At 34.9% G+C, this 23,287-nt stretch carries 19 protein-coding genes; 12 read left to right on the forward strand and 7 right to left on the reverse strand.

Features of this window, described 5'->3' with window-relative positions; all coding sequences use genetic code 11:
* Positions 1-8: 8 nt before the first annotated feature.
* The 6 genes from AW729_RS07050 to AW729_RS07075 all read left to right on the forward strand — a co-directional run bounded on the left by AW729_RS07050 (position 9) and on the right by AW729_RS07075 (position 8,307).
* The gene (locus tag AW729_RS07050; RefSeq protein ID WP_112124444.1) at positions 9-1,163 is read left to right on the forward strand and encodes a glycosyltransferase family 4 protein; all 1,155 of its coding nucleotides are present in this window, start codon (positions 9-11) and stop codon (positions 1,161-1,163) included.
* A 137-nt stretch (positions 1,164-1,300) separates the two neighbouring features.
* Positions 1,301-2,419, forward strand: coding sequence for a glycosyltransferase family 4 protein (locus tag AW729_RS07055; RefSeq protein ID WP_112124445.1), 1,119 nt, complete (start codon positions 1,301-1,303; stop codon positions 2,417-2,419).
* Positions 2,416-3,603: a glycosyltransferase family 4 protein gene (locus tag AW729_RS07060; RefSeq protein WP_112124446.1), complete on the forward strand. Its 1,188-nt coding sequence runs from the start codon at positions 2,416-2,418 to the stop codon at positions 3,601-3,603. Before AW729_RS07055 ends, AW729_RS07060 begins: the two co-directional genes overlap by 4 nt.
* 108 nt (positions 3,604-3,711) lie before the next feature.
* A complete protein-coding gene (locus AW729_RS07065) occupies positions 3,712-6,099 on the forward strand; it encodes a DUF2206 domain-containing protein (protein WP_112124447.1) in 2,388 nt (795 codons plus the stop codon).
* Between the two features lie 26 nt (positions 6,100-6,125).
* On the forward strand, positions 6,126-7,256 hold the full coding sequence (locus tag AW729_RS07070) for a glycosyltransferase family 4 protein (RefSeq protein WP_162685836.1): 1,131 nt from the start codon (positions 6,126-6,128) through the stop codon (positions 7,254-7,256).
* A gap of 22 nt (positions 7,257-7,278) precedes the next feature.
* Positions 7,279-8,307, forward strand: coding sequence for an exonuclease domain-containing protein (locus AW729_RS07075; protein WP_162685837.1), 1,029 nt, complete (start codon positions 7,279-7,281; stop codon positions 8,305-8,307).
* Positions 8,308-8,315: 8 nt separating this feature from the next.
* Here the strand turns inward: AW729_RS07075 and AW729_RS07080 are convergent, their stop codons facing one another.
* The 6 genes from AW729_RS07080 to AW729_RS07105 all read right to left on the reverse strand — a co-directional run bounded on the left by AW729_RS07080 (position 8,316) and on the right by AW729_RS07105 (position 15,874).
* Positions 8,316-9,710 carry a glutamate--cysteine ligase gene (locus tag AW729_RS07080; RefSeq protein WP_112124450.1) on the reverse strand — a complete coding sequence of 465 codons (1,395 nt, stop codon included), beginning with the start codon at positions 9,708-9,710 and terminating at the stop codon, positions 8,316-8,318.
* A gap of 114 nt (positions 9,711-9,824) precedes the next feature.
* Positions 9,825-11,567 (reverse strand): Ig-like domain-containing protein, encoded by a 1,743-nt coding sequence (locus tag AW729_RS07085; RefSeq protein ID WP_162685838.1) that lies wholly within the window; start codon positions 11,565-11,567, stop codon positions 9,825-9,827.
* Between the two features lie 841 nt (positions 11,568-12,408).
* Positions 12,409-13,371: a glycosyltransferase family 2 protein gene (locus AW729_RS07090; RefSeq protein WP_112124452.1), complete on the reverse strand. Its 963-nt coding sequence runs from the start codon at positions 13,369-13,371 to the stop codon at positions 12,409-12,411.
* Positions 13,364-14,614, reverse strand: coding sequence for a glycosyltransferase family 4 protein (locus AW729_RS07095; RefSeq protein WP_112124453.1), 1,251 nt, complete (start codon positions 14,612-14,614; stop codon positions 13,364-13,366). The genes AW729_RS07090 and AW729_RS07095 overlap by 8 nt, the downstream gene beginning before the upstream one ends.
* A 111-nt stretch (positions 14,615-14,725) precedes the next feature.
* Positions 14,726-15,667 (reverse strand): glycosyltransferase family 2 protein, encoded by a 942-nt coding sequence (locus AW729_RS07100; protein WP_112124454.1) that lies wholly within the window; start codon positions 15,665-15,667, stop codon positions 14,726-14,728.
* The gene (locus AW729_RS07105; RefSeq protein WP_112124455.1) at positions 15,668-15,874 is read right to left on the reverse strand and encodes a hypothetical protein; all 207 of its coding nucleotides are present in this window, start codon (positions 15,872-15,874) and stop codon (positions 15,668-15,670) included.
* 131 nt (positions 15,875-16,005) lie between these two features.
* Here AW729_RS07105 and AW729_RS07110 point away from each other — a divergent pair, with 131 nt between their 5' ends.
* The gene (locus tag AW729_RS07110) at positions 16,006-16,335 is read left to right on the forward strand and encodes a hypothetical protein (protein ID WP_112124456.1); all 330 of its coding nucleotides are present in this window, start codon (positions 16,006-16,008) and stop codon (positions 16,333-16,335) included.
* Positions 16,336-16,343: 8 nt separating this feature from the next.
* Positions 16,344-17,444, forward strand: a complete 1,101-nt coding sequence (locus tag AW729_RS07115) for a glycosyltransferase family 4 protein (RefSeq protein ID WP_112124457.1) — start codon at positions 16,344-16,346, stop codon at positions 17,442-17,444.
* 3 nt (positions 17,445-17,447) lie between these two features.
* Here AW729_RS07115 and cobI read toward each other — a convergent pair whose 3' ends face one another.
* Positions 17,448-18,146: a precorrin-2 C(20)-methyltransferase gene (gene cobI, locus AW729_RS07120; protein ID WP_112124458.1), complete on the reverse strand. Its 699-nt coding sequence runs from the start codon at positions 18,144-18,146 to the stop codon at positions 17,448-17,450.
* Between the two features lie 235 nt (positions 18,147-18,381).
* Here cobI and AW729_RS07125 point away from each other — a divergent pair, with 235 nt between their 5' ends.
* The 4 genes from AW729_RS07125 to AW729_RS07140 all read left to right on the forward strand — a co-directional run bounded on the left by AW729_RS07125 (position 18,382) and on the right by AW729_RS07140 (position 23,280).
* Complete coding sequence (locus AW729_RS07125; protein ID WP_112124459.1) at positions 18,382-20,136, forward strand: helicase C-terminal domain-containing protein; 1,755 nt, start codon at positions 18,382-18,384, stop codon at positions 20,134-20,136.
* A 707-nt stretch (positions 20,137-20,843) separates the two neighbouring features.
* On the forward strand, positions 20,844-21,734 hold the full coding sequence (locus AW729_RS07130; protein WP_112124460.1) for a hypothetical protein: 891 nt from the start codon (positions 20,844-20,846) through the stop codon (positions 21,732-21,734).
* A 17-nt stretch (positions 21,735-21,751) separates the two neighbouring features.
* Complete coding sequence (locus tag AW729_RS07135; RefSeq protein WP_112124461.1) at positions 21,752-22,933, forward strand: toxic anion resistance protein; 1,182 nt, start codon at positions 21,752-21,754, stop codon at positions 22,931-22,933.
* Between the two features lie 35 nt (positions 22,934-22,968).
* The gene (locus AW729_RS07140) at positions 22,969-23,280 is read left to right on the forward strand and encodes a hypothetical protein (RefSeq protein WP_112124462.1); all 312 of its coding nucleotides are present in this window, start codon (positions 22,969-22,971) and stop codon (positions 23,278-23,280) included.
* The last annotated feature ends 7 nt before the right edge of the window (positions 23,281-23,287 follow it).

Genomic DNA, 23,287 nt, shown 5'->3' on the forward strand with positions numbered 1-23,287 from the left:
GAATTCTTATGAAGATAGCATTTGTATACGATACTGCATTTCCATGGGTTACGGGTGGTGCAGAACGCAGAATATATGAAATAGGTACAAGACTTGCAAAGAGGGGTCATGACGTTCATGTTTACTCGCTTGGCTACTGGATGCAAAGCGATGAATATAAAGGCCAAGAAGTGATTGAATACGATAATATCACCTATCATAGTGTTGGAGAAGCCAAGAACCTGTATAATGAGAACAGTACTCGCTCCATTAAGGAGGCACTTTATTTTTCCAGAAAATTATTGTCAAAGGCCGACTTTAAGGATTTTGATATCGTTGACTGCCAGAACTTCCCATACTTTTCATGTTACACTAGCAAGATAAAGACCATGCGTAACAAGGCCAAGCTGGTAATTACATTGCATGAGGTCTGGAATGACTACTGGTATAAATATATGGGCAAAAAGGGCTTTTTCGGAAAAATAGTTGAAAAGGGAATATTCCATTTAACAGATAATTACATATGTGTATCTAAGTTGACGCAGGATAACCTAATCAAGAATCACGTCCCAGGTAATGTTAAAATCATAGCAAATGGGGTGAACATTAGAGAAATAACTTATCTTAATCCCAGCGATAATTTCAGCGATGTGCTGTATGCTGGTCGTCTGATACCTGAAAAGCATGTTGAATTACTCGTTAAGGCCATGAAGGAAGTTACAAAAGTACATCCATTTTCCAAATGTTTCATCGTTGGTGAGGGCCCATCAAGAATTACGTTGGAACGATTGGTAAGTTCATATGAACTGGAAGAAAATGTCATATTTATGGATTTTCTTGAGAATCAGGAAGATTTATATAAGTTAATGAAAAGTTCATCGGTATTTGTACTTCCATCCGAAAGGGAAGGCTTTGGAATAGTTGTTATAGAGGCCAATGCATGTGGTATTCCTGTTATTACCATGAATAATCCCATGAATGCCGCCAAGGATTTGGTGACGGCAGATAATGGATGTGTCATCAACAACAATTCGGATAATCTGGCCAAAATGATTAACTACTACATTGAAGAGGGCTTGAATAAGGACATCAGAAACAATTGCAGGCAATATGCAAGACATTTTGACTGGGATTATATCACCACCGTTACCGAAAATTATTATTCGGATATTTTGAATATATAAACTTTAAACTCCCATCCCTTTTTATATTGATATTTTGAAAATAGATAATTATATTCTTTTAAAAGACCATATTATATAATAGTAAATCATCAGGTTATAGTGTGTGATGATTAATCAGTTTTATATGAGGTTTTAATTTGAAGATAATTCAGACTCCCGTTAGATTTTATCCGTTCATCGGTGGTGTTGAAAAGTATGTTTACTACATTAGCTGTGAATTGGTTAAATATGATGATTGTGAAGTGGAAGTAATTTGTGCAAATGAAGCAAGTGATGTAGATGAAGAAGTTTATAATGATATAAAAATAAGTAGACTTCCATATACTGGAAAGATTGCCAACACAAATGTATGTTTATCTCTTCCACATCTTCTTTACAAGAAGGACTTTGATATTATTCACACACATATTCCGACTCCGTGGAGTAGTGACTGGAGCAATATTATATGCAGGATAAAAAACAAGCCCCTTGTCGTAACATACCACAATGACATTATCGGAAGCGGTGTAGCAGACCTGATAGCAAAAACATACAACAGCACGGCACTCAAATTGCTACTAAACAAGGCAGACAGGATTATCATAACGCAGGATGATTACATAAACTCCCCACACCTGCAAAACTACAAGGATAAAATCGTCACCATACCCAATGGCGTTGATACCAGCATATTCAAAGCATCCGATGAGAAAAAGGAGGAAAAGCAAATATTCTTCCTGAGTGTTCTTGATGCATTCCACAAATACAAGGGACTGGATTATCTTTTAGAATCAATAAAAGAAGTTAAAAATACAATACCCGATATAAAACTGATTGTGGGTGGAAAGGGCGAACTGCTGGATTATTACATTGAAAAAAGCAGAAAGCTCGGCATCGAGGAAAACGTTGAATTCAAAGGATATCTTACAGATGAAGAGGTAATAGATTATTTCGCAAAATCCACACTCTTTGTACTTCCATCAATATCCTCCCTTCAAGAAGGATTTGGAATAGTAGTACTTGAAGCGTTGGCATGCCAAACACCAATAATAAGTACGGATATTGTCGGAGTAGCAGATGACGTTAAAAAACGTGAATGCGGCATAATCATAGAACCAAAAAATACTCAAAAGCTAACGGAATCCATAATTAAAATTATTTCCGACAGGAATCTCCAAGAGGATATGGGAATACGTGGCAGACAATTGGTCCAGGAAAAATATGAATGGAAATCCATCGCCAAACGGATACATGATCTATACGAGGAATTACTATGAAAATCTGCATGATAAGCAACCTATATCCACCAAATGTACTGGGTGGAGCAGAGATAATCGTGGACAAGCTTGTGCGAAAGCTTGCCGATAAAAGGCATGAAGTTGTAGTCATAACCTGCAGCGTGGATGATGAGGAAAAAATTCAGAAAGAGGACAACATCACGATATATCACATAAACAAAACGAAACTATACCCCGTATACAGACAGACGGAAGCAAAGGGATACCTGAAGCCATTATGGCACCTGTTCGACTTATGGAATGGCAACTGTCAAAAGGAAATAATTGAAATACTAAAAAAAGAAAAGTGTGACATCATACATATAAATAACTTCAAGGGACTATCATTGTCCTGCTTTGAAGTAGGCAAAAAGTTAAACATACCTGTTGTATTTGAATCACATGACTTTTCACTGATATGTCCAAGGGCAAATCTGATAAGGGGAAATAACACATTATGTAAAGACAAAAACGCCATATGTACTGCATATGTGAACATTCAAAGAAAACTATTATCGGATAATGTGGATATGATGATAGCTCCATCCAATTTCATGATAGATAAATACAGGGACAATAACTTCTTCAATGACACCACCTGTATAAAAATCCCACTGGGAATAGACTTTGAAAGAAAAAAGACAATCAAGGACTATGACTTCATAGACTTTACGTACATAGGAAGTCTTGGAAAGCATAAGGGAGTGGACACCCTAATAAATGCATTTAAACAGATAGATAATGATGATATACGATTGAATCTTATCGGCAAGGGTTATGATGAGGAGGAATTCAAACAACTGGCCGGTGATGATGAAAGAATCATATTTCATGGATTTGTAGATAACAGTAATATTAAAGACTATTATAAGTTATCAAATGTCGTTATTATCCCGTCAATATGCTATGATAACTCCCCTCTGGTAATATATGAAAGCTTTACTACGGCAACGCCTGTTATAGGAAGCAATATAGGAGGAATACCTGAGCTGATTGATGATGGAGTTAACGGTTTTCTTTTTGAAGCGGGTGATGTTAATGACTTGAAAGACAAGCTATTGAAAATAATTGACAACAAGAAATCACTCACTCAACTTGAAGAAAATGCATTTGAAAGCATACCCGAAAAATCACTTGACATAATGACCGATAAAACAATTGAGGCATACAGGCAATTACTATAAGAAGTGATTGAAAGAAAATATATCATAAATCAAGATAATAATTAATAAATAGAATAGGATAAATTAATTTATAAGAAGCTTTAAAAATAAAAGGACAGGGTTGAGAATATGAAGTTTAATAATGTGTTCACATTAAATGACTGGAAATTTAATGAATTTGCAACGGTAATAATAATAATCCAGGTATTGATGTGGATTGTAGGTCTTCTATCATTAAATTCCATCCATATACCTGTATTTAATGACATAGTCACATTGCTTTATCTGGGATTTGTTCCGGGAATAATCATACTCAGAATCCTAAAATTGCATGATCTTGGAAATACGTTTACAACCCTACTGAGTGTAGGCTTGAGTATTGCATCGGTTATGCTGATTGGACTGTTCATGAATCAGGTATATCCCCATTTTCATATAGCCAAGCCAATAGAACAGATTCCCCTACTGGTAACCTTCACCATATACAATATGGGCATGTTATATCTGGCATATGTTAAAGACAAGGAATATCATATAGAAAGCTCATCCAAGCTAGGCTTTGAGATAATATCATCCAATCAATTCATATTCCTATGCTTATTGCCGCTTATAGCCATAATAGGAGCATATACCTACCAGTATTATTCAAACAACAACATTCAAATATTACTGCTTTTGATTATATGCGGCGTTGTTCTTGCAATGGTGGGAGGATATCTTAAAAAAGAATATTATCACTTTGCAATCTTCAGCATAGCATTGTCCATCCTATACTATAGCGTTATGATATCAAACCACATATGGGGTTATGACATCTTCTTTGAATACCAGTTTGCAACATATGTCATCAAAAACGGAATATGGGATCACACCTGGCCTCACGCATATAACGCTATGCTTAGTGTGGTGATGTATGCACCGATATACAGCAAACTGTCGGGCATGACATTGACATGGGTGTTAAAGTTCATTTATCCGTTCCTGTTTTCACTGATAAGTATTGGATTGTACAAGATATTTGAAAAACATACCGGTCCAAAGATGGCATTTCTTGCGGCATTCTTCTTTGTGGCATATAATGGATTCAGTTATGGCTGGATGGTACAGATGGCCAGACAGCAGATAGCCGAAATATTCCTGGTACTATTGGTATGGTTAATGATTGACCGTCAGATACCGCAGAAAAAACGTAAGCTTCTGTATCTGATATTTGGTGTGGGATTGATTCTATCACATTACAGTGTAACATACCTGTTCATGTTCACACTTCTTGCCACAATAGTCTCATTAACGCTGATATCCGGTGGATTCGGCAATATCCTGAATAATATCTTGCTTAAGTTTGGTGTTGATAACAAATACTTCGGAGATTACCTGAAGATTGAAGACCAGACAATCAGCCTGCCGCTGTCGATATTCTTCATTGCATTTATCCTCGTGTATTATTCACTGACGGCAGACAGCAAGCCAATTGGATCACTGTTTGATGCTCTTCGTATAGTGGGTAAGAATGTTCAAACGATTGTGCTCGGAGGCCGTATAAGTCCAGTTATATTATTGGCGGCACTTGGAGTATTGTTGATATTGGCCGTTGTATTATACAAGGCGTATAAGCGATTTTCCAGGGACGTTGATGTGGAAGAGGTTAAGACATACCCCTTTATCAAGAATATCGTGACAAAAATCAAACACTTGAGTCTGAAAAGAAAACAGGCCATAATTGTCATTATTCCTATAATAGCCTTTTTAAGGATTTGGTGGCCATTTTCATTTATGACTATTGTTAGCATTAACGCTCAAAGGGTAATTCTTCTGTCGGTGGCCTTCATATTGATAGGATTCATAATGAACCTTCTTAACAGGAGATATTTCCACTTTACAACTGAATATAATGCATTTGCAATATTTAATATGATTATACTTGGTTGTGGATTGTTTATACCAGCCTTCGAGGGACAATTAAGTCTTCAAAGAATATATGAGGTGACATTTGTAGTGCTTTCACCATTCTGTATTATTGGTATGTATTACATATTCACATCGGCGGTGGCATTGGTTAAAAACGTTCACCTGAGCAAAAACATCAGGATATCATTCTGGGCTATGGGTATCTTTTTGGTGTTGTTTTTCATATTAAACACCGGATTGATTGACCTGTATGCCGGTCAGACTTCAACGTTGCCGCTGGATAATTCGATTGACGCACCGATATTCAGTCAGGGTGAATATGCAGGTGTTGCATGGTTTAACGAAAATAGACATGATAACCACACCGTCTATTCGGATGCGTTCAGTAACATATTACTGTACTGGCTAAACGATATACGAACATGTAATCCACATAACATGTCGGAGATGGCTCCCGGTACATACATGTTCCTGCGGGGCTATAACATAGGCCATGACACCTTCCTGTATGGAAATGGAATATATATCCCTACAAAGGAGGGCACCAACAAGTCCAGTAAAATCTATGATAACGGTGACAGTCAGATATATAAGCGTGTACTTGAATAAAAATATAAATTGAATTGAAGATGCAAATGGAGATTGATGGAGGTTTAACTGTGACCAAGATATTATTCATACATAACACTCTCATGTGGTATCGTATGGAATTTTTCAAACTGGTAAATGAAAGATATGACCTGGAATTGGTCTTCAGCCATATGCAGGTAATAAAAGACATCTATGATGGAAGTGCCGACAGCAATATCCGGTCACTTGAGGATGTGAATGTTGAAATTCTTGATAACAGACATGGATTTGCCAGGGGATTAATCTCCAAACTCTTTGGCGACTATGATGTGGTTATCGGTGGAAGCTGGGATTCTGTGCAAGAGCTGGTTGAAAGCCTGTTTATTCTCATCATAGCAAAGCTCAGGCGTAAAAAGTTTATAATATGGAGGGAGGACTGGGATTGGCCAAGAAACTCCTCCATTAAACAGAAGGTTCTTGACGTGTTTATCAGGTTACTGACAAAAAGTGCCGATGCAATACTTGTTCCGGGTAGCCTTCACAGGGAGTACTTTGAAAAATTCACGGATGAAGACAGGATATATATAATGCCGAATGTCAGCAATATCTCATCGGACATCAAGAAAATCGACAAAAAGGACAACAGGCAGATACTCTATGTCGGCCGTTTAATCAAACGTAAGGGAGTAATCTATCTTATAAAGGCATTCGACTTACTCAAAGAAAAAATAGGTGATGCCAGTCTGATTATCATTGGTGACGGCCAAGAAGAAGTCAATCTTAAGGAGTATGTGAGAAAAAACAAAATAGAGGATGTCACATTCACCGGTAAGGTGGATAATGATGAACTCAAAAACTATTACATCAACTGCAATCTTGTTGTAGTACCATCGGTTAACTATCAGATGGGTGATCCATGGGTATTTGTATTGAATGAAGCCATGTACTATAACAATCCCATGATAGTTACCGATGCGGTTGGTGCAAGCAAGGATATGATAAGGGATAATGGATTTATTGTAGAAGAAAAAAACGTGAATCAATTGTATGAGGCCATGCTTAGGATAATCGGCGATTATGATTTGCAGCGTAGCATGAGTGAAAATTCATACAATATAATTAAAGACGAGTACCAGTACTCTAATATGATCAATTCGTTTGTTGAATGTGTTGAATCGGTAAATAATAAGAAATAGAATGGAAACCTTGGTTGATAGCATGAAGGATTACATAGTATTGGATTTAGAAACTCCTAACCGTTATAGTGATGGGGCTTCATCGATGGGGATAGTGATTGTTGAAGACGGATGTGCCGTTGAACATAAGTACTCACTGATTAATCCCGAAACACACTTTGATGAATTTAACATAGCTTTTACAGGTATCGGACCGGAGGATGTTGTGGATGCTCCAACATTTCCGGAGTATTATGATGAGATTAAGGATTTGCTTCAGGACAATATAATCGTTGGCCAAAACATAACATTTGACTTGAGTGTTATCTCTAAGACATTGACTAGATATGGGATGCCTATACCGTCATTTAAATACTATTGTACATTGAATTCGGCCAAGCGTAACCTTGATTTGCCATGCAATAAACTGAGTTATATTGTGCATAACGTATTGAACACCACTTATAATGCACATAATGCTATGGCCGATGCAGAAATGACCAATGAATTGTTCAAGTTACTTACAAATTATGAAAATCCGAAAAACTACATCCAGACATACTCCTATAGGCCAAACTGCAAGAGGGATTTTGACAGAAAGCTTGATTATAATTTCAACTACCTATATGGACTGGTACAGAAGGCAAAAATAGATGATGAAATTACGGATAACTACTATGACCTATTATACAGTTGGTATGTGAACAACAAGTGTTATAATAATCATCCGTTGCTAGAAAATGTACTGTTGAAGCTAGAGTATATACTGGATGAATCGGAGTCATTGAAAAATAGAAAGGAGGTTGCTGAATCGTTCAGGCAAATAAAAAGATCTCCCAAATATAATGCGAGCCTGTTAAAGCTACAGGTATTCAAGGGAATAATAGACTCCGTTTGTTGTGAAGATGAATTAAAAGAGGAGGATATTGTCTTTATTGAAAAGTGGATTGATTCAAACAACATCAATGACAAGTCATTCAAGAAATTTAAAAAAGAAGAGAATAATGATGATGTGGATATGAATGAATGTCTGATGGACTATTCCGACTTTTTAGAGGGATATCTCCAATAGGTTACTGTTTAAAGATCACCCTTAAAACCTATTTCATATTCCTTATCATCATAGTATCCTGAATTAATCCTCTCAAGGCTTTCTTTTTTATTGTTTTTAGCAATTTGAACCTGCGTATTAATGTAACCCTCCCCTTTGACAAGATTTAATAGTTTACTTGAATATAGGTTTTTTGGATTATCTATCCTGTTTTTGAATGTTTTAAGTTCGTTATCGAATGTCAAATTTAGTTTGTCATTTATTGACTTCATATTGTCATAGATTATGTTTAGCCATTGATTAATTGAGACCTTTTTGCCGTCTTTAATCAGTTCCAAGTGTTCTATTTGGCCGAATTGTGCCACAAGCTCCTCATTTAGTAATGATTCCTCCTGCCATTTATCATAATCGCTTTCATCAAATATCAGCAGGAATATTATGAATAAATGTAGAAAGTTCATATCCTCCTGTGACAATCCGCATATGTCAAATGAGTTAATATCAACCGTTCTTATCTCCAGATAAGATATTCCATCCTCTGATAATGATTCCAGTAGGTTATTTGGATTTTTTGACTTCATTCTTATTTGGGTGTATAATTCCTTAGCCTCGGATAGTTTGCCTTCGTCTATGTAACTATTGACGTCGGATATGAAGTTTTCCAAACTGTCATATCTTGGAAATAGCTTTATCAGATTTTTATATCCGCAACTGGCATTTCTAAAGGATACCCCTTCTGTCGTATAGTATTCCTCCAGATGTTTTGTATTCATTAACTTGATGCAGTCACAGGTGAATGACTCGTGGCTTGCTATGCTGCAACCGGTTATGTATATGATTACCCATTTGTATCTTAGATAATTTCTTACTATTTTAAGGTATAGTTCGTTCTTGAATTGCTTATAGGATTTGTTTGAATTGTTTATTTGATATAATTTTCTTATTGTGCTTTCCTTGAATGAAAAATTGTAGTGTATGCCTGAAATCAATTGTTTTTTTGTTCCGTATTTTTTAGCAAGTGCCTGTCTGTATTTGTATGATTGTACTGATTTTTCATCATTGGCGTATTGAGCTATTGGAATTTCATTGCTTGGGGGCAATATGCATGGTATTGATTGGTTCCATATGTATTCATCGTCGGGTATGTATTTGTTGACGTAATCTGTCAGGTATAATAGGAAATCATGTGCTTTTTTTGTAGTGTTGAATGTCGGAGTAATCATTTCGACTTGGCTTTCAGAAAAATCCGTGGTTATGTTTGGATTTTTTAGTTTATCGCCGAATATTTCGGGATGTTCTGTTAAGGATAACCTTCCATCGGAGTGTACCCGTAGTCCTTCCCTTTCTAATCCAAAATTGGCCCCTAATATTTCATCACTTGTAAATTGTGATTTGAGTAGTTCAATGTTAAAAAAATCTTTCATATTATATTATTTGAATTTGAAAGTATAAAAAGTTAACATTGTTATAATTAAAAAAAGTTGTACATATATAAAAAAATGACAACAAAATTAAAAAAAATAATAAAAGATTGAAAATTAACTTATCGCTTTAATAAATTCATTTACAATCGTGTCCACATTATTAGTGAACGAATACTTGTATCCATGAGACAACAGATAATTTGAAGGATTAGCTATTCCTTTAAAACTACTAGGACTATAATTATCATCCCATGCCCTTTCAAGCCATGACAAGTTTCTGAAGTCCTTAGACGTTTCGGAATTAAATGCCAAATAAAGCACCCTGTTTGACTTGGCCCTCATGAAACTTCTAGTAGACATGTCATAGAACATTCCTGAGTCACTACCACCATATATTGACAGTTGAGCCGAATTGATGGTCGTATTTTTAGCCCATATATTAACATTATGCATATTTGGTCCAATACCTACAATTGTAACCGTGTATCCCTTAGCCTGAAGTTTAGATTTGATACTGTTCAAAAATGCCATATCCTTAGTCTTGGAGTAAATGTTATCACTAGTTAGGTAAATATGCCTAACCGTGGATTTTGACGGATGCAATGTACTCCATGGATAAACTATACAGGACTCAACAAAGTAAGTCTTGGTAGAAACATCCAACACCTTGGACAGACAGTAAATCACGTTATAGTAACCCAAGTTACCACCGGACGTACTGACATATGTCGGTGCCTTACCATTATAATCAATATAGTTAATTAACCGAGTACATATTGAATATACATCACTAGGATACATTGTGAACGTTTTTACAGTATCCACCTGTGTTGACGGTGCCTCACAAGCCTTATAATACAAGGTTGATGAAGCCTTACCATTATAAAGATTAGAAATGGCATTGGCAACAAGATAAAGATATTCCTGAATTTGCAGCTTGGATGAACCGATACTGACCTCCTTGATTACCTGATTCTGTTCATAATGATTTCTGACATATACTGCAGCACTGCGAACCTCATCAAAGGTATATGAAGGTTTAACCTTAATCGTTAATGTTGCATTGTCACGATATTCAGAGTATAACCTATTAGCCCCATATACCGTTGATATATAATATTTACCGGCATGCAAATTACTTGCATCATATGTAATTTGAGCCTTACCACTGTTTATTTTTGCCGTTCCAATTGTCTGACCATTTATTTTAAACAGCAGTGTCCCGTTTGTTATGTATTTGTTATAGTGTTTATCAACCACTGTAGCCTTAAGAAGCACCTTGGTTTGATATGATGTCACGTTGACCGTGGCTATCTTTACAGGAAGAGGCAATAACTCAAGTATACCCTCGGAAGTTGTTTTACTTGACGCATACTTTCCTTCACCACCATATGTCGCTGAAATCAGATAAAATCCAGCAGACAAATTCTTGGTATTGCATGTATAATATGCCTTTCCATTTTTTAGTGTGGATGATCCCACACTAATTCCGTTTAATTTAAATACTACAAGTCCACCATTAGCATAAGTGTTTGTCTCTTTATCAGCAACTGTAGCAATCAATTGCACGTTGGTCGTGATGTATCCTGTCCTATCACTTACTGATATTTTTGTTCTATGCTGTGATTGTGCTTTTACATTAGTTGTATTTGCATCTTTTGTTATGTTTTTTGATGCAGTCACTACATCCTCTGAATTGTCTGTTGCAGTATTTGTATTTATATGTGTTTTTTCTGTATTAATTATCTCATCACTACTTGAGTGAGCAGATAATTGTTGATTACTATCGGCATCACTTATCGTATTATTATCAGAAGCACTTGCCACCGATAATGACAATAGTATTACTAAAGCCAATAGCAATCCATATTTTACCTTAATATTAACACCTCTGTTTTGATAATAAGAAACTTCAATTATTTTTCTTATTAACTACAATAAAAATTTATTGTTGTATATAATATTAGAATGACTTAATATAAAATACTTTATTTTTTTGGTGATTACAAGGACATTCAAATAATTAACTTTCATAGTCTTTTAACATGATTTTATCAACATCATGTTTATGATTTTATAATTAATCCACCATTTTGTCCAGTACATATAGTTGAAGCATTATACACTTCAGATGACAAATATATATTATCACATCATAAATTATGTTAAAAAAAATCGATTAACTATCAAACTTTTGTATATATAACCCCTACGGCATTTTCACTATGTTTCCGGGTTAAAAATCTTTTTAGATAAAGCCGAATAAAAAAAATAAAATAGAATGTTAATGATTAAATCACTTATTGTATGGATTTAATCATTCACCCCCCTCAATTATATTTATTTTCATCAAAAAGCGTGCACAACAATTATGAATACTGTGCATACTTGTTATTTGCGGCTTATTTAAATTTGTTATTCTGTTTTTTTTTTTGAAGTTTTAAATGAACTATATGTTATTATTTCTGGTTAATTACCCTGTTTTTGTACTGGTGTGAGGAGTGTTTGTTGCATTTATATTTTCCAATCTGATTATAGGGTATTGTCTGTTTTTAGTGTGTATTTCTTGTATGCTAATCAGGATATTATCCTGCTTATCTTTGGATTTTTTTAGGTAACGTCCGTGTTGATTGTTTTTTTGGGATATTTACGATGTACAAGAATAAAAAATAGGTGGTAAATAGGAGGATGTGGAATTTTAATCTGTTAATTTATTTTTTATTGCCTTTAAGTATAACACTGCTATCTGGCATAGGTATTTTGGTAGATTCAGATAATAGTTCTTTTTATGTTTTTTGATAAATTGAAGGTTTGTCTTTATATGGTTGTATTCTGTTTTTAGCTGGGTGTTCTTGTGTCGGCTCATTCCTACCTTGTGCCATATAATTGAATCTGTTACGGTTACTACCTTATATCCCTTGGATTTTACTTGCATTGCCAAATCAACATCTTCACATCCAAAGAAGAAGCTAGTATCCAGGTATCCTACCGGTATTGCTTCCTTTTTTATCAGTAATCCTGCACCGGATACCCAGTCGCATTCTATGACTTTTTGTGTTAGATCATAGCTTTCCTCTTCCATGATGCTATGATGACCGGGGAAATGATCCAGGTCCACTACACTGCCGATACACCATATCTTATCATGGGCATTGTCATAGTCGTAGTAGTAGAATTTCGGTCCCACTATCCCTATGGATTGGTCATTTGAGGCCACGTTAATCATATTTTTCAGGAAGTTGGCATCGACTATTGTATCATTATTCAATAGCAGTACGTAGTCTGGATTATCATACTTTAATGTATAGTCTATTGCTATGTTATTTCCCCTTGCAAATCCATAGTTTTCATAATTTTCTATAAGAAGAAGCTTCTTTTTATCGGGAGTACTTGTGTAGTCGACTTTCTTTAATTCATCTTCCCTTAAACTAGTTAGTTCTATGGGTTTGTTCTCACAATACTTCGTGTATTCTGTTTGAACGTGGATATTGCCCTTTGCGTATTCGGTTATTTTGTCTATGGAGTCGTTGGTTGAGTGGTTATCTACGACTATGACGTTGTAGCATGGATAATCTATCTGGTATAATGATTCTAATGCCTCCAGTGTATCATCATATCCATTCCAGTTAAGGAGTATTATTGTTACTAGTTTTTCAGTCATTTTCTTCCTCTTTTTCAAGAATTCTTTCTATGTTTTTTATTAATCTTTTACCTGCATGATCCAGACTCCAGAAGCAGTCTATGTATTTGATACCTGTTTGTGATAATTTTTCCCATAGTTCTTCATCATCAAACAGCAGTTCTATTGCGGCGGCGAAGTCCTTTTCATCCCGTTGTGTTAGCAGTCCGGTTTTCTTATGAAGTACTGTTTCTTTTATTCCTCCTTCTTTGACTCCCACTACCGGTGTTCCACATGCCATTGCTTCCAGTGGCACGTAGCCGAATGGTTCTAGGTATGGTGAATATACTACTGCTGTTGCCTTGTTATATAGTCTTACAAGATCTTCATCCGTTATCATTGTCTGGATTGTCAGGTCAACGGCGTTTTCATCGGCTAATTTGTTCAGATAGTTTACCCATCCTTCGTCACTGCTGTTTCCTACTATTACCAGTCTTGGTCTTTTTTCTATTACTATGTGTGATATTGCTCTGATTAGGAAGTCATAGCCCTTTGGGGGGATGCATGTTCCGACGGATAATACATAGTCTTCCCTTTTTAGGTTGAAGTTCTGGAATTTATCGGTATCCAGTCCAATATATGATACGTATGCATTTTTACCGTATTGTCTTAGTATGGATTCATGGCTGAAGTAGGAGTTTGCAAGTATGTTGGTGGCATATTCTGCCAGCTGTTTGTCCCTTTCATAGTCTTTTGTTTCAATATAGTTGACAAAGTAATTGGAAAATGGCCTTATTAATGGGTTGTTGAAAAAGCCTATTTTCTCTTTTTGGTCGTTTACCTTTTTAAGTATTTGATCTGTTCTTACTGGCTGTTGGCAGTAGTATACATTGGTTTTTTTCAGGTATTTTAATATGACGGGTGTCATGGTATATTGGTCCTGTTCACAGTAGATTATATCATAATCGGAGTTGTTTAGTTCTTCGGCTATTTTCTGTTCTGTCTTGAATACGTTGCTTACTGATACTCGTTTGATTATTGCGGGTACGTAGCTGAATATTGAGTATAATTTTTCACGCCAGAAGCTTTTTTTCACCTCATATATCTTCACGCTGCTTGCCACTTCCTCCAATGGGAGATATTCCTCATTTGCTGTTTCGGGTATGTATACATCCACTATGTGTCCATGATTTGTCAAGTACTGTATATATGTGTAGAGTGACCGTTTTGCTCCTCCTGAGGGTAGATTGTGAAATACTGCTATTTTATATTTTTTTTCATCCATAGACTTACAAGCTCCTATATTTTTTTCCTAATTTAATGTATTTGAATTTCTTATTATTAGTGTCTTAGTTATTCAGATATATTATTTATTATCATCTTATCTGCAAAAGTATTATTGTACTTTCTTTAGTCCTGCCATCAATCCTTTGATTAGTACTTTTGAATATTGCCTGTTTTTCAATATATTTGTAAGTGATTCCTTGAGTACATACAAGACCATGTAAATAATGAATTTATGATACCTATTCCTGTCACTATGCTTCTTCATAAACAATATCCTATTGGCTGTATGATAGTATATGCGAGATAGTGATTTTATTGATGAACCTTCCTTATGATATATACATCCATAGTCCGAAACTACCAGATTATAACCTTTTTTATGTGCCACCGTTGACCAGTCCACATCCTCCCAGTACATGAAGTAGTCCGTGCTTATTGGTCCGACCTCCCGTAAAACAGCAATCGGCATGAATACACATGAACCTGTTATGAAGTCATATGTATCATATTGATTTTTTTGTCTGACTGCCATGCATTCACCGTGTTTCCAGTCAATTATTCCCCCGCCTACCGTTTGAATGCTATTATTGTCATCATAGTAGTAATGGGTGGCACCTACAAAGGCCACGTTGTCCTCCTGATTGTACTTATCAAAGAGGGCATTTACAAAATCACTGGAAACAACCGTATCATTATTCAACAACAGCACATATTCACATACGTCATATTTTATAAGATATTCAAGTGCAACATTGTTTCCACCGGCAAAGCCTGCATTGACATCATTTAATATAAACAGCAAGTCAACATCATCAGTATAATCATCCAATTTGTTGCTTGTTACCATGGCATGACTATAATAATCCTGATTTTCCAGGTAATCACTTATATATTCAACGGAGTTTCTTTGAGAATTATTATCCACAAGATAAATGTTAAAATCACCATAACCAAGATTTTTAAGTGAATTTAAACATTCAACCGTGTCTTCATGACCATTCCAGTTTAAAAGAACAATAGATAGCTTTGATTTAATAAGAATCCCCTTCAATCAGTCAGTGTCATCAGTTAAGTCATTTATTTTAACATCAATATATTCCTTCTTGTCAGCAGGTTTGTTAATCAAATCACGAGTCCTATACCTTATTTGATCAAGGGAATCATCCCCCACAAATGTCTTAATTAAATAACCTACTGCCATTCCACCCAAAAATAATAGAATACTTCTTGTCATTTTACCAAAAATACCCTTTGACATATCTTTCACCACAAATTACATTATATTTTTTAATCATAATAAAAAAAATAATATTTCACTATTAACAATTAATTATTATATATGGTTTTTAAAATATATTAAACAGATGACAAAAAAATTGAGGAATTGACATGAACATCAATGACAAATATCATTATAGATTTGAAGATCTTAAGGAAAATAAAGGAATCAGCAAAGTGGAAATAATATTACACGACGATGATGACATGACCATAGAATATAGTGGTAAAAATGGATTCAACACGGAAGGATTTGACTATCCCTTATTCAACAGAAAGGAAAAGGATGAAGAGACATCCTGGTTTTTATATCGTGTAGAGGAAATTATAGACATGGAATTTGAAATACTCGACCAATTACGTGACCCAATTGAAGCCGATGAAAAACAGATGACACATATAATTAAAAAACAGGTTGAAATATATTGCTATAAGGAATAATGGTTTAAATGAAAAACTATACGTGCATATTTCCGGGCTTGTACAACTACAACTTAACAAAGGATGTGGGCATGATTCCCTACACATTATCAGATAGATACGATACGCATATAGCCACCTATGATAATGACGAATACTTTTATCTGGAAGACGAACTTAAATCAGATAACTTTAACCTCGAATACCTTGACAATACAGGTGATGAAAAAGGGGACGTTCTTAAATATTTAAAGGGTAATTCCAAAAATATTGACATCCTACAACTATATCATTTGAAGTATAACCTACTGGCCAGTTACATTACAGCATATAAGCTAAGAAACAGGAAGGGTAAAATATACCTGAAACTGGATGCCAACAATGAAATCATTGACTTTTTAATCAAGCGTAGAGGATTGTTACCCTCCCTCAGACGATTGTATGCAAAAATCATTTTCAGCAAAATAGACCTTATCAGTATAGAAACCAGAAGAAACTACAATCTGCTGAAGGATTTTATATCAGAGGACAGATTACTCTACATACCAAACGGCATAACAAAATCAGATATTGGCCTGGAGGATAAAGAAAAGACAATACTGTATGTGGGATATGTTGAAAAGAAGAACAAATCCATAGATTTGCTCATGGACGCCTTTGGCAAATGCGTTAGTGATGATTGGAAACTGGTATTGATAGGTAAAATAGAGGAGGATATGAAAGAATTTTTAAATGATTTCTTCAAAAAGAATCCGCAGTTAAAAGACAGGATAATATTGAAGGGATACATATCAGACAAGAATGTATTGTCAACCGAATATGCTAAAAGCAGCATTTACTGCTGTACTTCACGCTCCGAAAGCTTTGGAATCTCCACATTAGAGGCGGCATACTTTGGAAATTACATTATTTCAACGGATGTTGGAGCCTCAAAAGACATTATAGAAAAAACAGGTTATGGTCAGATAGTCGAACATGAAAGCGAATCACTCGAAAAGGCCTTGAAAGATACCATGCTTAATTGGGAGAGCATAACGGAAAATCCATACGCTAAACAGTCCATAGTCTATGATAACTTTAATTGGGAGAGCATATGTGATAAAATAGTGGAAAAAATAGAAAAGAAATAAGATTTATTCCTTTTTGAACTTAATGATGCTGGTTGAGAAGTATTTCTTATTGTCTACAAATCCATGGACGATATTCTCATCCTTCATTGTACAATTCTGTACGGACACTATCTCCTTTTCTCTTGGATCGTTATTTATACATTCCTCCAGTACATCAAGGTGTCTGGATGTTTTCATTGCAACGACAGTATCCACGTACGGTAATATTTTTGCTAACCTGTCATCCACCTGAGGCACTACCACCATTATATCATCCTGTTCTGTTAGCTGTATTCCGGCCGTTGTGCTGCAGGCAGTCATGGCTGCAATACCCGGTACCAATACCACCTCTACACCCATCTTCTGTAATCTTTTTGACACGTAGCTGAATGTTGAGAATATTGTCGGATCGCCCAAGGTTACAAATACAGCGTTTAATCCCTCGGATAACTTTTCAAACAACATCTCTGCTGCTTCATCCCATGACTTGTCCAATTCCTCTTTATCTTCGGTCATTGGAAACAATGGTTGAAGTATTTCACATTCTGTTTCTCTTTCATCGATTATTCCCTGTACTATATTTAATGCTACGCTAGGCTTACCATTTCTTGACTTTGGTGCGAATATGATATCCGTCTCTTTTATGATTCTTGCCGCTTTTATTGTTACTAGTTCTGGGTCTCCCGGTCCTACACCGACTCCATATAATTTTCCTATTGCCATATCTTTCATCCTTTGAATTTTTTTTATAATTAAAAAAGTAACATGATAAGTAAAGTAAATTTTATTATTTATTTAATACCTTTTTATACTATTAATATAACCATACACATATATATAATTTTTAAGCTTATGATTAAAGTCACATGAACTTATCTAAAAGTAAGTTTTAATCAATCATGAAAATTATCCCCATATCCAAAAGAATAAAAAATAATGAGCGATATATATTATAGTTATGAATACAATATTTTGCCCAACATGTGGAATGATAAAAAACAAGTGCGTATGCTCTAAAAAGGCTGATGAGAAAAAACAGTACAGCTCGCTAATAGAAAGGCCAACGGCTGAAGAAAAAGAAAAACTGCAAGCCAAACATCCTGAAATAGATGAGGAAATAATTGAAAACTTCCCATTTAAAGAGGCCAGACACAATCAACTGGAACTGATAGAAGAAATCCTGAATGCATTTGACAACGGAAAAAAATACATCATACTTGAAGCAGGAACCGGTACTGGTAAATCGGCCATAGCCGCCACTCTAGGTCAAATATTACAGCCGGCATATATCCTTACCATGACAAAACAATTGCAACGCCAATATGCCGATGAATTCGGTTATCCACAAGTAAAAGGAAGAAACAACTTCTCATGTCTTGACAGCGGATCCTTAAACAAATGTGATCAGGGAACCTGTCAAACCATTAGAACAACCGAGGAATTTTCATGTCCATATGGCATTAAAATAGAAAAAAACAATCAAAAGGACATCAACGAATATGACCCGGAAACATTCTATAATGCACCGTTTACATTCAACTCAACAAATAAATGTCCATACTGGAATCAAAAGGCAATAGCAATCGAAGAGCCTGTAACCCTGCTGAATTATGACTATGCATACCTTGAATTCAACTACGTCCAGCACTTCCAGAAAAGAAACCTGATGATACTGGATGAAGCACACAACATAGAAGACAAGATCATGCACAAACTGGAATTAAACCTCTACAACAAACAGCTGCAAAAAGACATACAGGAAAGCATACCAAGAGAAATGATGACATACACAGATATAAAGGACTGGATTGCATTTTTAGAGGCAATATTTGACTCATATAATTCCATCAATGTCAATAACCTAACCAAACAAAAGGGAGACCGTATCGAGCATACAAAAAGAAAAATCAAGGAAATAACGGGAAATATCAAGAAAAACCCCTCCGATTGGGTGGTGTCAACCGATGAAAGTTCAGTATCCTTCAAACCGCTCAAAGTGGATAAGTATGCAGAAGAAACCTTGTTCCAATACGCCGACAAGGTACTTTTCATGAGTGCAACAATACTGGACAAGGACCTGTTCTGCAAATGGCTGGGATTAGACCCCGAAGAGGTATACTACATTCACAGTGAAAGCCCCTTCAAGAAGGAATATCGGCCAATACACATGAGACTTGTCGGGCCAATGTCCAAAAGGGCACTATGGCATACGGCACCAAAGACCATACCCGTACTTAAGGAGATAATGGACAAACACTTCAATGAAAAGGGACTGGTCCATACAAACAGCTATAAATGCCAGCAGTACATCATCCAACACATCAGAGAACAGAGAATACTATCACATGACTCCAAGAATCGTGAACAGATACTGAGGGAATTTGAAAAGTCAAACAATCCATATGTACTTGTAAGTCCATCAATGAGCGAGGGAGTTGATTTGCCATATGAAAAATGTGAATTCCAGGTAATCTACAAAGTACCATACCCCTACCTCGGTGATAAACAGATCAACGAAAGAAAAAACCTTGACCCCGAATGGTATGCATATAAGACCATCATGACATTGATGCAGGCATATGGACGTGGAATGAGGGCTGAAAACGATCACTGTGACACATACATTCTGGATAAGAACATTCAGACAATACTGAGAAACAAGATGTACCGCAGACTAATACCTAAGTTCTTCAGAGAAGCAATAACCACCTAAATTATTTTTTTATTAAAGCAACAAATGAGCCAAATAAAGCTAAATTGTATGTATCCGGATAACTGACCATATAATATGTAATTTTCAACGGATATTATAAGTCATATCCATATTCTAATTTTATTTAGTTAAAACAGTTGAAACATGAAAAAATATGAAATTACCCTCCATATGAGACTTGGCCAAAGGTATTTTAAAACAAAAAAAATTATATATCCGGATGTCTTGGTTATAATTTGATTTTACTTGGAGAGTCTCTCCCACTTACACAATCGTTCAAAATCGAAACCAAGTTTACATTTTAAAAATATAGAAATAATCAAAGAAATGAATTACTAATTATGGCAAGATCTTCCACCAACACCAGACATAGAAACAAAAGAAGAACTAGAAGCATTTTTAGAATATATTAGTAGAGAACCTACAAAAGAAGAAAAAGAAATGGAAAAACAAGCCAGAAAAATATACAAAAATACCAGACTAAGAAATTAATCTTTACTAATCAAGGTGAATAGAATATTATAAATCAGATGGAATAACAATGTCAAATAAAATTGTAAATTACGAGTAAAAATATTTTCTGAGCGTGTTTATTCTTGATTAGTGTTATTTTCAAAATCTTCATCATTTATATTATAAACTTATTATGGAACATATTAATAATTAGAATAGATAAATTAATTATAGATATTTTATGGGAGTCAATTATGAAAAAAGAGAATAACATTATAACAAAAAAGGAGCAGGAGATATTGCGACTGACTACTCCATTAAAATTTGTTGATTCTTCCTTATATGATATTGATGGCAATCAGGTCAAATTAACAGAATCACTGACTAAACTAGAGTGCAATTTGGAGCCTGCAAAAGGAATTCTTGATGATAAGGAAATTCTTAAGTATTCTCCCGATTCACAAAAAGCTTCAATAATCAGGATTAATAACAACATAGCAAACATGAATGACTTTAAAAAGGCATATTATCCCGTTATAGGAAAAATAATATTATATTATATAATGTGGATAATGTTGATTGTTCCAATAATATTCCTAAATAATAACATTATAATATTAATATTTATCGCGTTATTGTTGCTTCCAGCCTATAAAATCAGAAAAATTATTAAAGTTAGAAGAGCCATTAAGTTAGATAAAATAAAAACGTATATGAATTCCAAAAACAACGAGTATTCAAATATCAATCCAAAATTTATCGAATATGAACGGCAAATATTAAAACTGAAACAGGAATTTTCGTATAAAAAGAACAAGGCAACCGAACTTATTGAAAAGAGATTTGCTCCACCCCAAATAACATATGACAAATTCATTTCAACAGTGGAAAATGTTGACAAGGTATTTGTGAGTGAATCGGAGACTGCACTGGATATGCTTAGATATTCAAATGAATACTCAGAAGATATGGATGAACAGATAAAAGTAAGAATTAAGACACTGAAGTTATTAAGTAAACAAATTGATGAGTTGACAAATGAACTACTCATCACTATGTCCAAGGACACTAATTCGGATGAAACAATTAAGAATCTGATAGATCAAATGGATAAATTAATAGATTCTGTAAAGGAATATAAATAAACAAGTGAGTTGATATTATGGGTGAATTTTCACTTGATGTAGATAGTATAAGAAATGATGTTGAAAAAACACTTAAACAGGAGGAAGAAAAACTACAGGATTCCCCTCTTAAAAGTCAGGCAGAAACGAATGCAGATGCAATATTTGATTCTGACTTAAATAATCCATATGAAAGAGAAAAAATAATAGAACCAATAGAAAAATTTGGAATGGCAGATATGGACAAGTCAAGCAAGCAAAATGAACTGTTAAGTCATCGTTTAGCTGATTTTTCAAATGGAGGAGAAGATGCAAATAATATTGGAGAGAAAATACTGCAACTGGATAAGCAACTTCAGGAATTAGATCCCGGCCAAGTTGACTTTTCAAAAAAGGGAATTCTAAAGAAATTACAAAATCCTGTGAAGAAATACTTCGGCAAGTACCAGAAGGCCGAACCTGTAATAGCGGATATTATTGATTCTCTTGAAAACAGCAGAAAGGTATTGGAAAACGATAACGTAACACTTCTTCATGAAGAAAATGCATTAAGAGAAACAACCAATAAATTGATTGCAGATGTTGAACTTGGTAAAATGATGGACAAATCCATTGAATCACAAATAACTAAGGCTGAAATGGAGGGAGTAGATTCAGAGAAAGTTGCAATTGTAAAGGAAGAGATATTGTTCCCATTAAGACAAAGGGTAATGGATTTACAACAGATGGTTGTGATTAACCAACAGGGAATCATCTCCTTAAACACTATCAGAAAGAACAATAAGGAACTTATTCGTGGAGTAAATCGTGCCAAGAATGTTACAGTAACTGCTTTAAAAACGGGTGTGATGGCTGCAACGGCATTATATGACCAGAAAATTGTAATGGATAAAATTAACCTATTAAATGATACGACAAGTGACATTATTATGTCAACTTCACAGATTCTACGTCAACAGGGAAGTCAGATTCAGAAATCAAGTGCTTCAACAATGATTTCTACGGAAGTTCTTCAAGAAGCATTTGCCGAGGCTATAGCCGCGGTTGAAGAGGTAAGTACATATAAGCAATTGGCACTTCCAAAGATGAAAGAAACAATTGATTCATTTAATCAAATGGCCATTGAAGGTCAAAAGGTCGTTGAAAGAATTGAAACTGCTGATAAATTAAAAGAGGAGTCCACCGTTGACAATAAAACCAAGGCTTCTTTGAATAAATAATGCCATTTTCCAATATTATTTTTTTAGGTGAGTATATGAAAATAACTGATATTATCATTAATTCATTATGGGTCTTGCTTTCATTGATTAACTTTATCAATGGTGTGGGTTTTATCTATATGGGTTTTAAAACAAAAAATAATATGTGGCTACTGGAGGGTATTGTATATGAAATGCCATGGATACTGATAATTATCTGTGGATTATTGATGCCGAATGTTATTGTAATGCTATACCTGGGAACATTTGCCTTTTTACTGCAGGTAATATCAATAATAAGATCAATATGGGTTGATTATAAATACATACAATTTATCCATTCCAATGAAAAGTATTTAAACGAATAAATCCTTA

The sequence above is a fragment of the Methanosphaera sp. BMS genome, assembly GCF_003268005.1.
Classification (GTDB): domain Archaea; phylum Methanobacteriota; class Methanobacteria; order Methanobacteriales; family Methanobacteriaceae; genus Methanosphaera.

Excerpts from the sequence above, each read along its gene's own strand:
- AW729_RS07050 (WP_112124444.1), top strand. The coding sequence starts at position 9 with ATGAAGATAGCATTTGTATACGATACTGCATTTCCATGGGTTACGGGT.
- AW729_RS07060 (WP_112124446.1), top strand. The coding sequence starts at position 2,416 with ATGAAAATCTGCATGATAAGCAACCTATATCCACCAAATGTACTGGGT.
- AW729_RS07065 (WP_112124447.1), top strand. The coding sequence starts at position 3,712 with ATGAAGTTTAATAATGTGTTCACATTAAATGACTGGAAATTTAATGAA.
- AW729_RS07070 (WP_162685836.1), top strand. The coding sequence starts at position 6,126 with ATGGAGATTGATGGAGGTTTAACTGTGACCAAGATATTATTCATACAT.
- AW729_RS07075 (WP_162685837.1), top strand. The coding sequence starts at position 7,279 with ATGAAGGATTACATAGTATTGGATTTAGAAACTCCTAACCGTTATAGT.
- AW729_RS07080 (WP_112124450.1), bottom strand. The coding sequence starts at position 9,710 with ATGAAAGATTTTTTTAACATTGAACTACTCAAATCACAATTTACAAGT.
- AW729_RS07090 (WP_112124452.1), bottom strand. The coding sequence starts at position 13,371 with ATGACTGAAAAACTAGTAACAATAATACTCCTTAACTGGAATGGATAT.
- AW729_RS07095 (WP_112124453.1), bottom strand. The coding sequence starts at position 14,614 with ATGGATGAAAAAAAATATAAAATAGCAGTATTTCACAATCTACCCTCA.
- AW729_RS07105 (WP_112124455.1), bottom strand. The coding sequence starts at position 15,874 with ATGTCAAAGGGTATTTTTGGTAAAATGACAAGAAGTATTCTATTATTT.
- AW729_RS07110 (WP_112124456.1), top strand. The coding sequence starts at position 16,006 with ATGAACATCAATGACAAATATCATTATAGATTTGAAGATCTTAAGGAA.
- AW729_RS07115 (WP_112124457.1), top strand. The coding sequence starts at position 16,344 with ATGAAAAACTATACGTGCATATTTCCGGGCTTGTACAACTACAACTTA.
- cobI (WP_112124458.1), bottom strand. The coding sequence starts at position 18,146 with ATGGCAATAGGAAAATTATATGGAGTCGGTGTAGGACCGGGAGACCCA.
- AW729_RS07125 (WP_112124459.1), top strand. The coding sequence starts at position 18,382 with ATGAATACAATATTTTGCCCAACATGTGGAATGATAAAAAACAAGTGC.
- AW729_RS07130 (WP_112124460.1), top strand. The coding sequence starts at position 20,844 with ATGAAAAAAGAGAATAACATTATAACAAAAAAGGAGCAGGAGATATTG.
- AW729_RS07135 (WP_112124461.1), top strand. The coding sequence starts at position 21,752 with ATGGGTGAATTTTCACTTGATGTAGATAGTATAAGAAATGATGTTGAA.
- AW729_RS07140 (WP_112124462.1), top strand. The coding sequence starts at position 22,969 with ATGAAAATAACTGATATTATCATTAATTCATTATGGGTCTTGCTTTCA.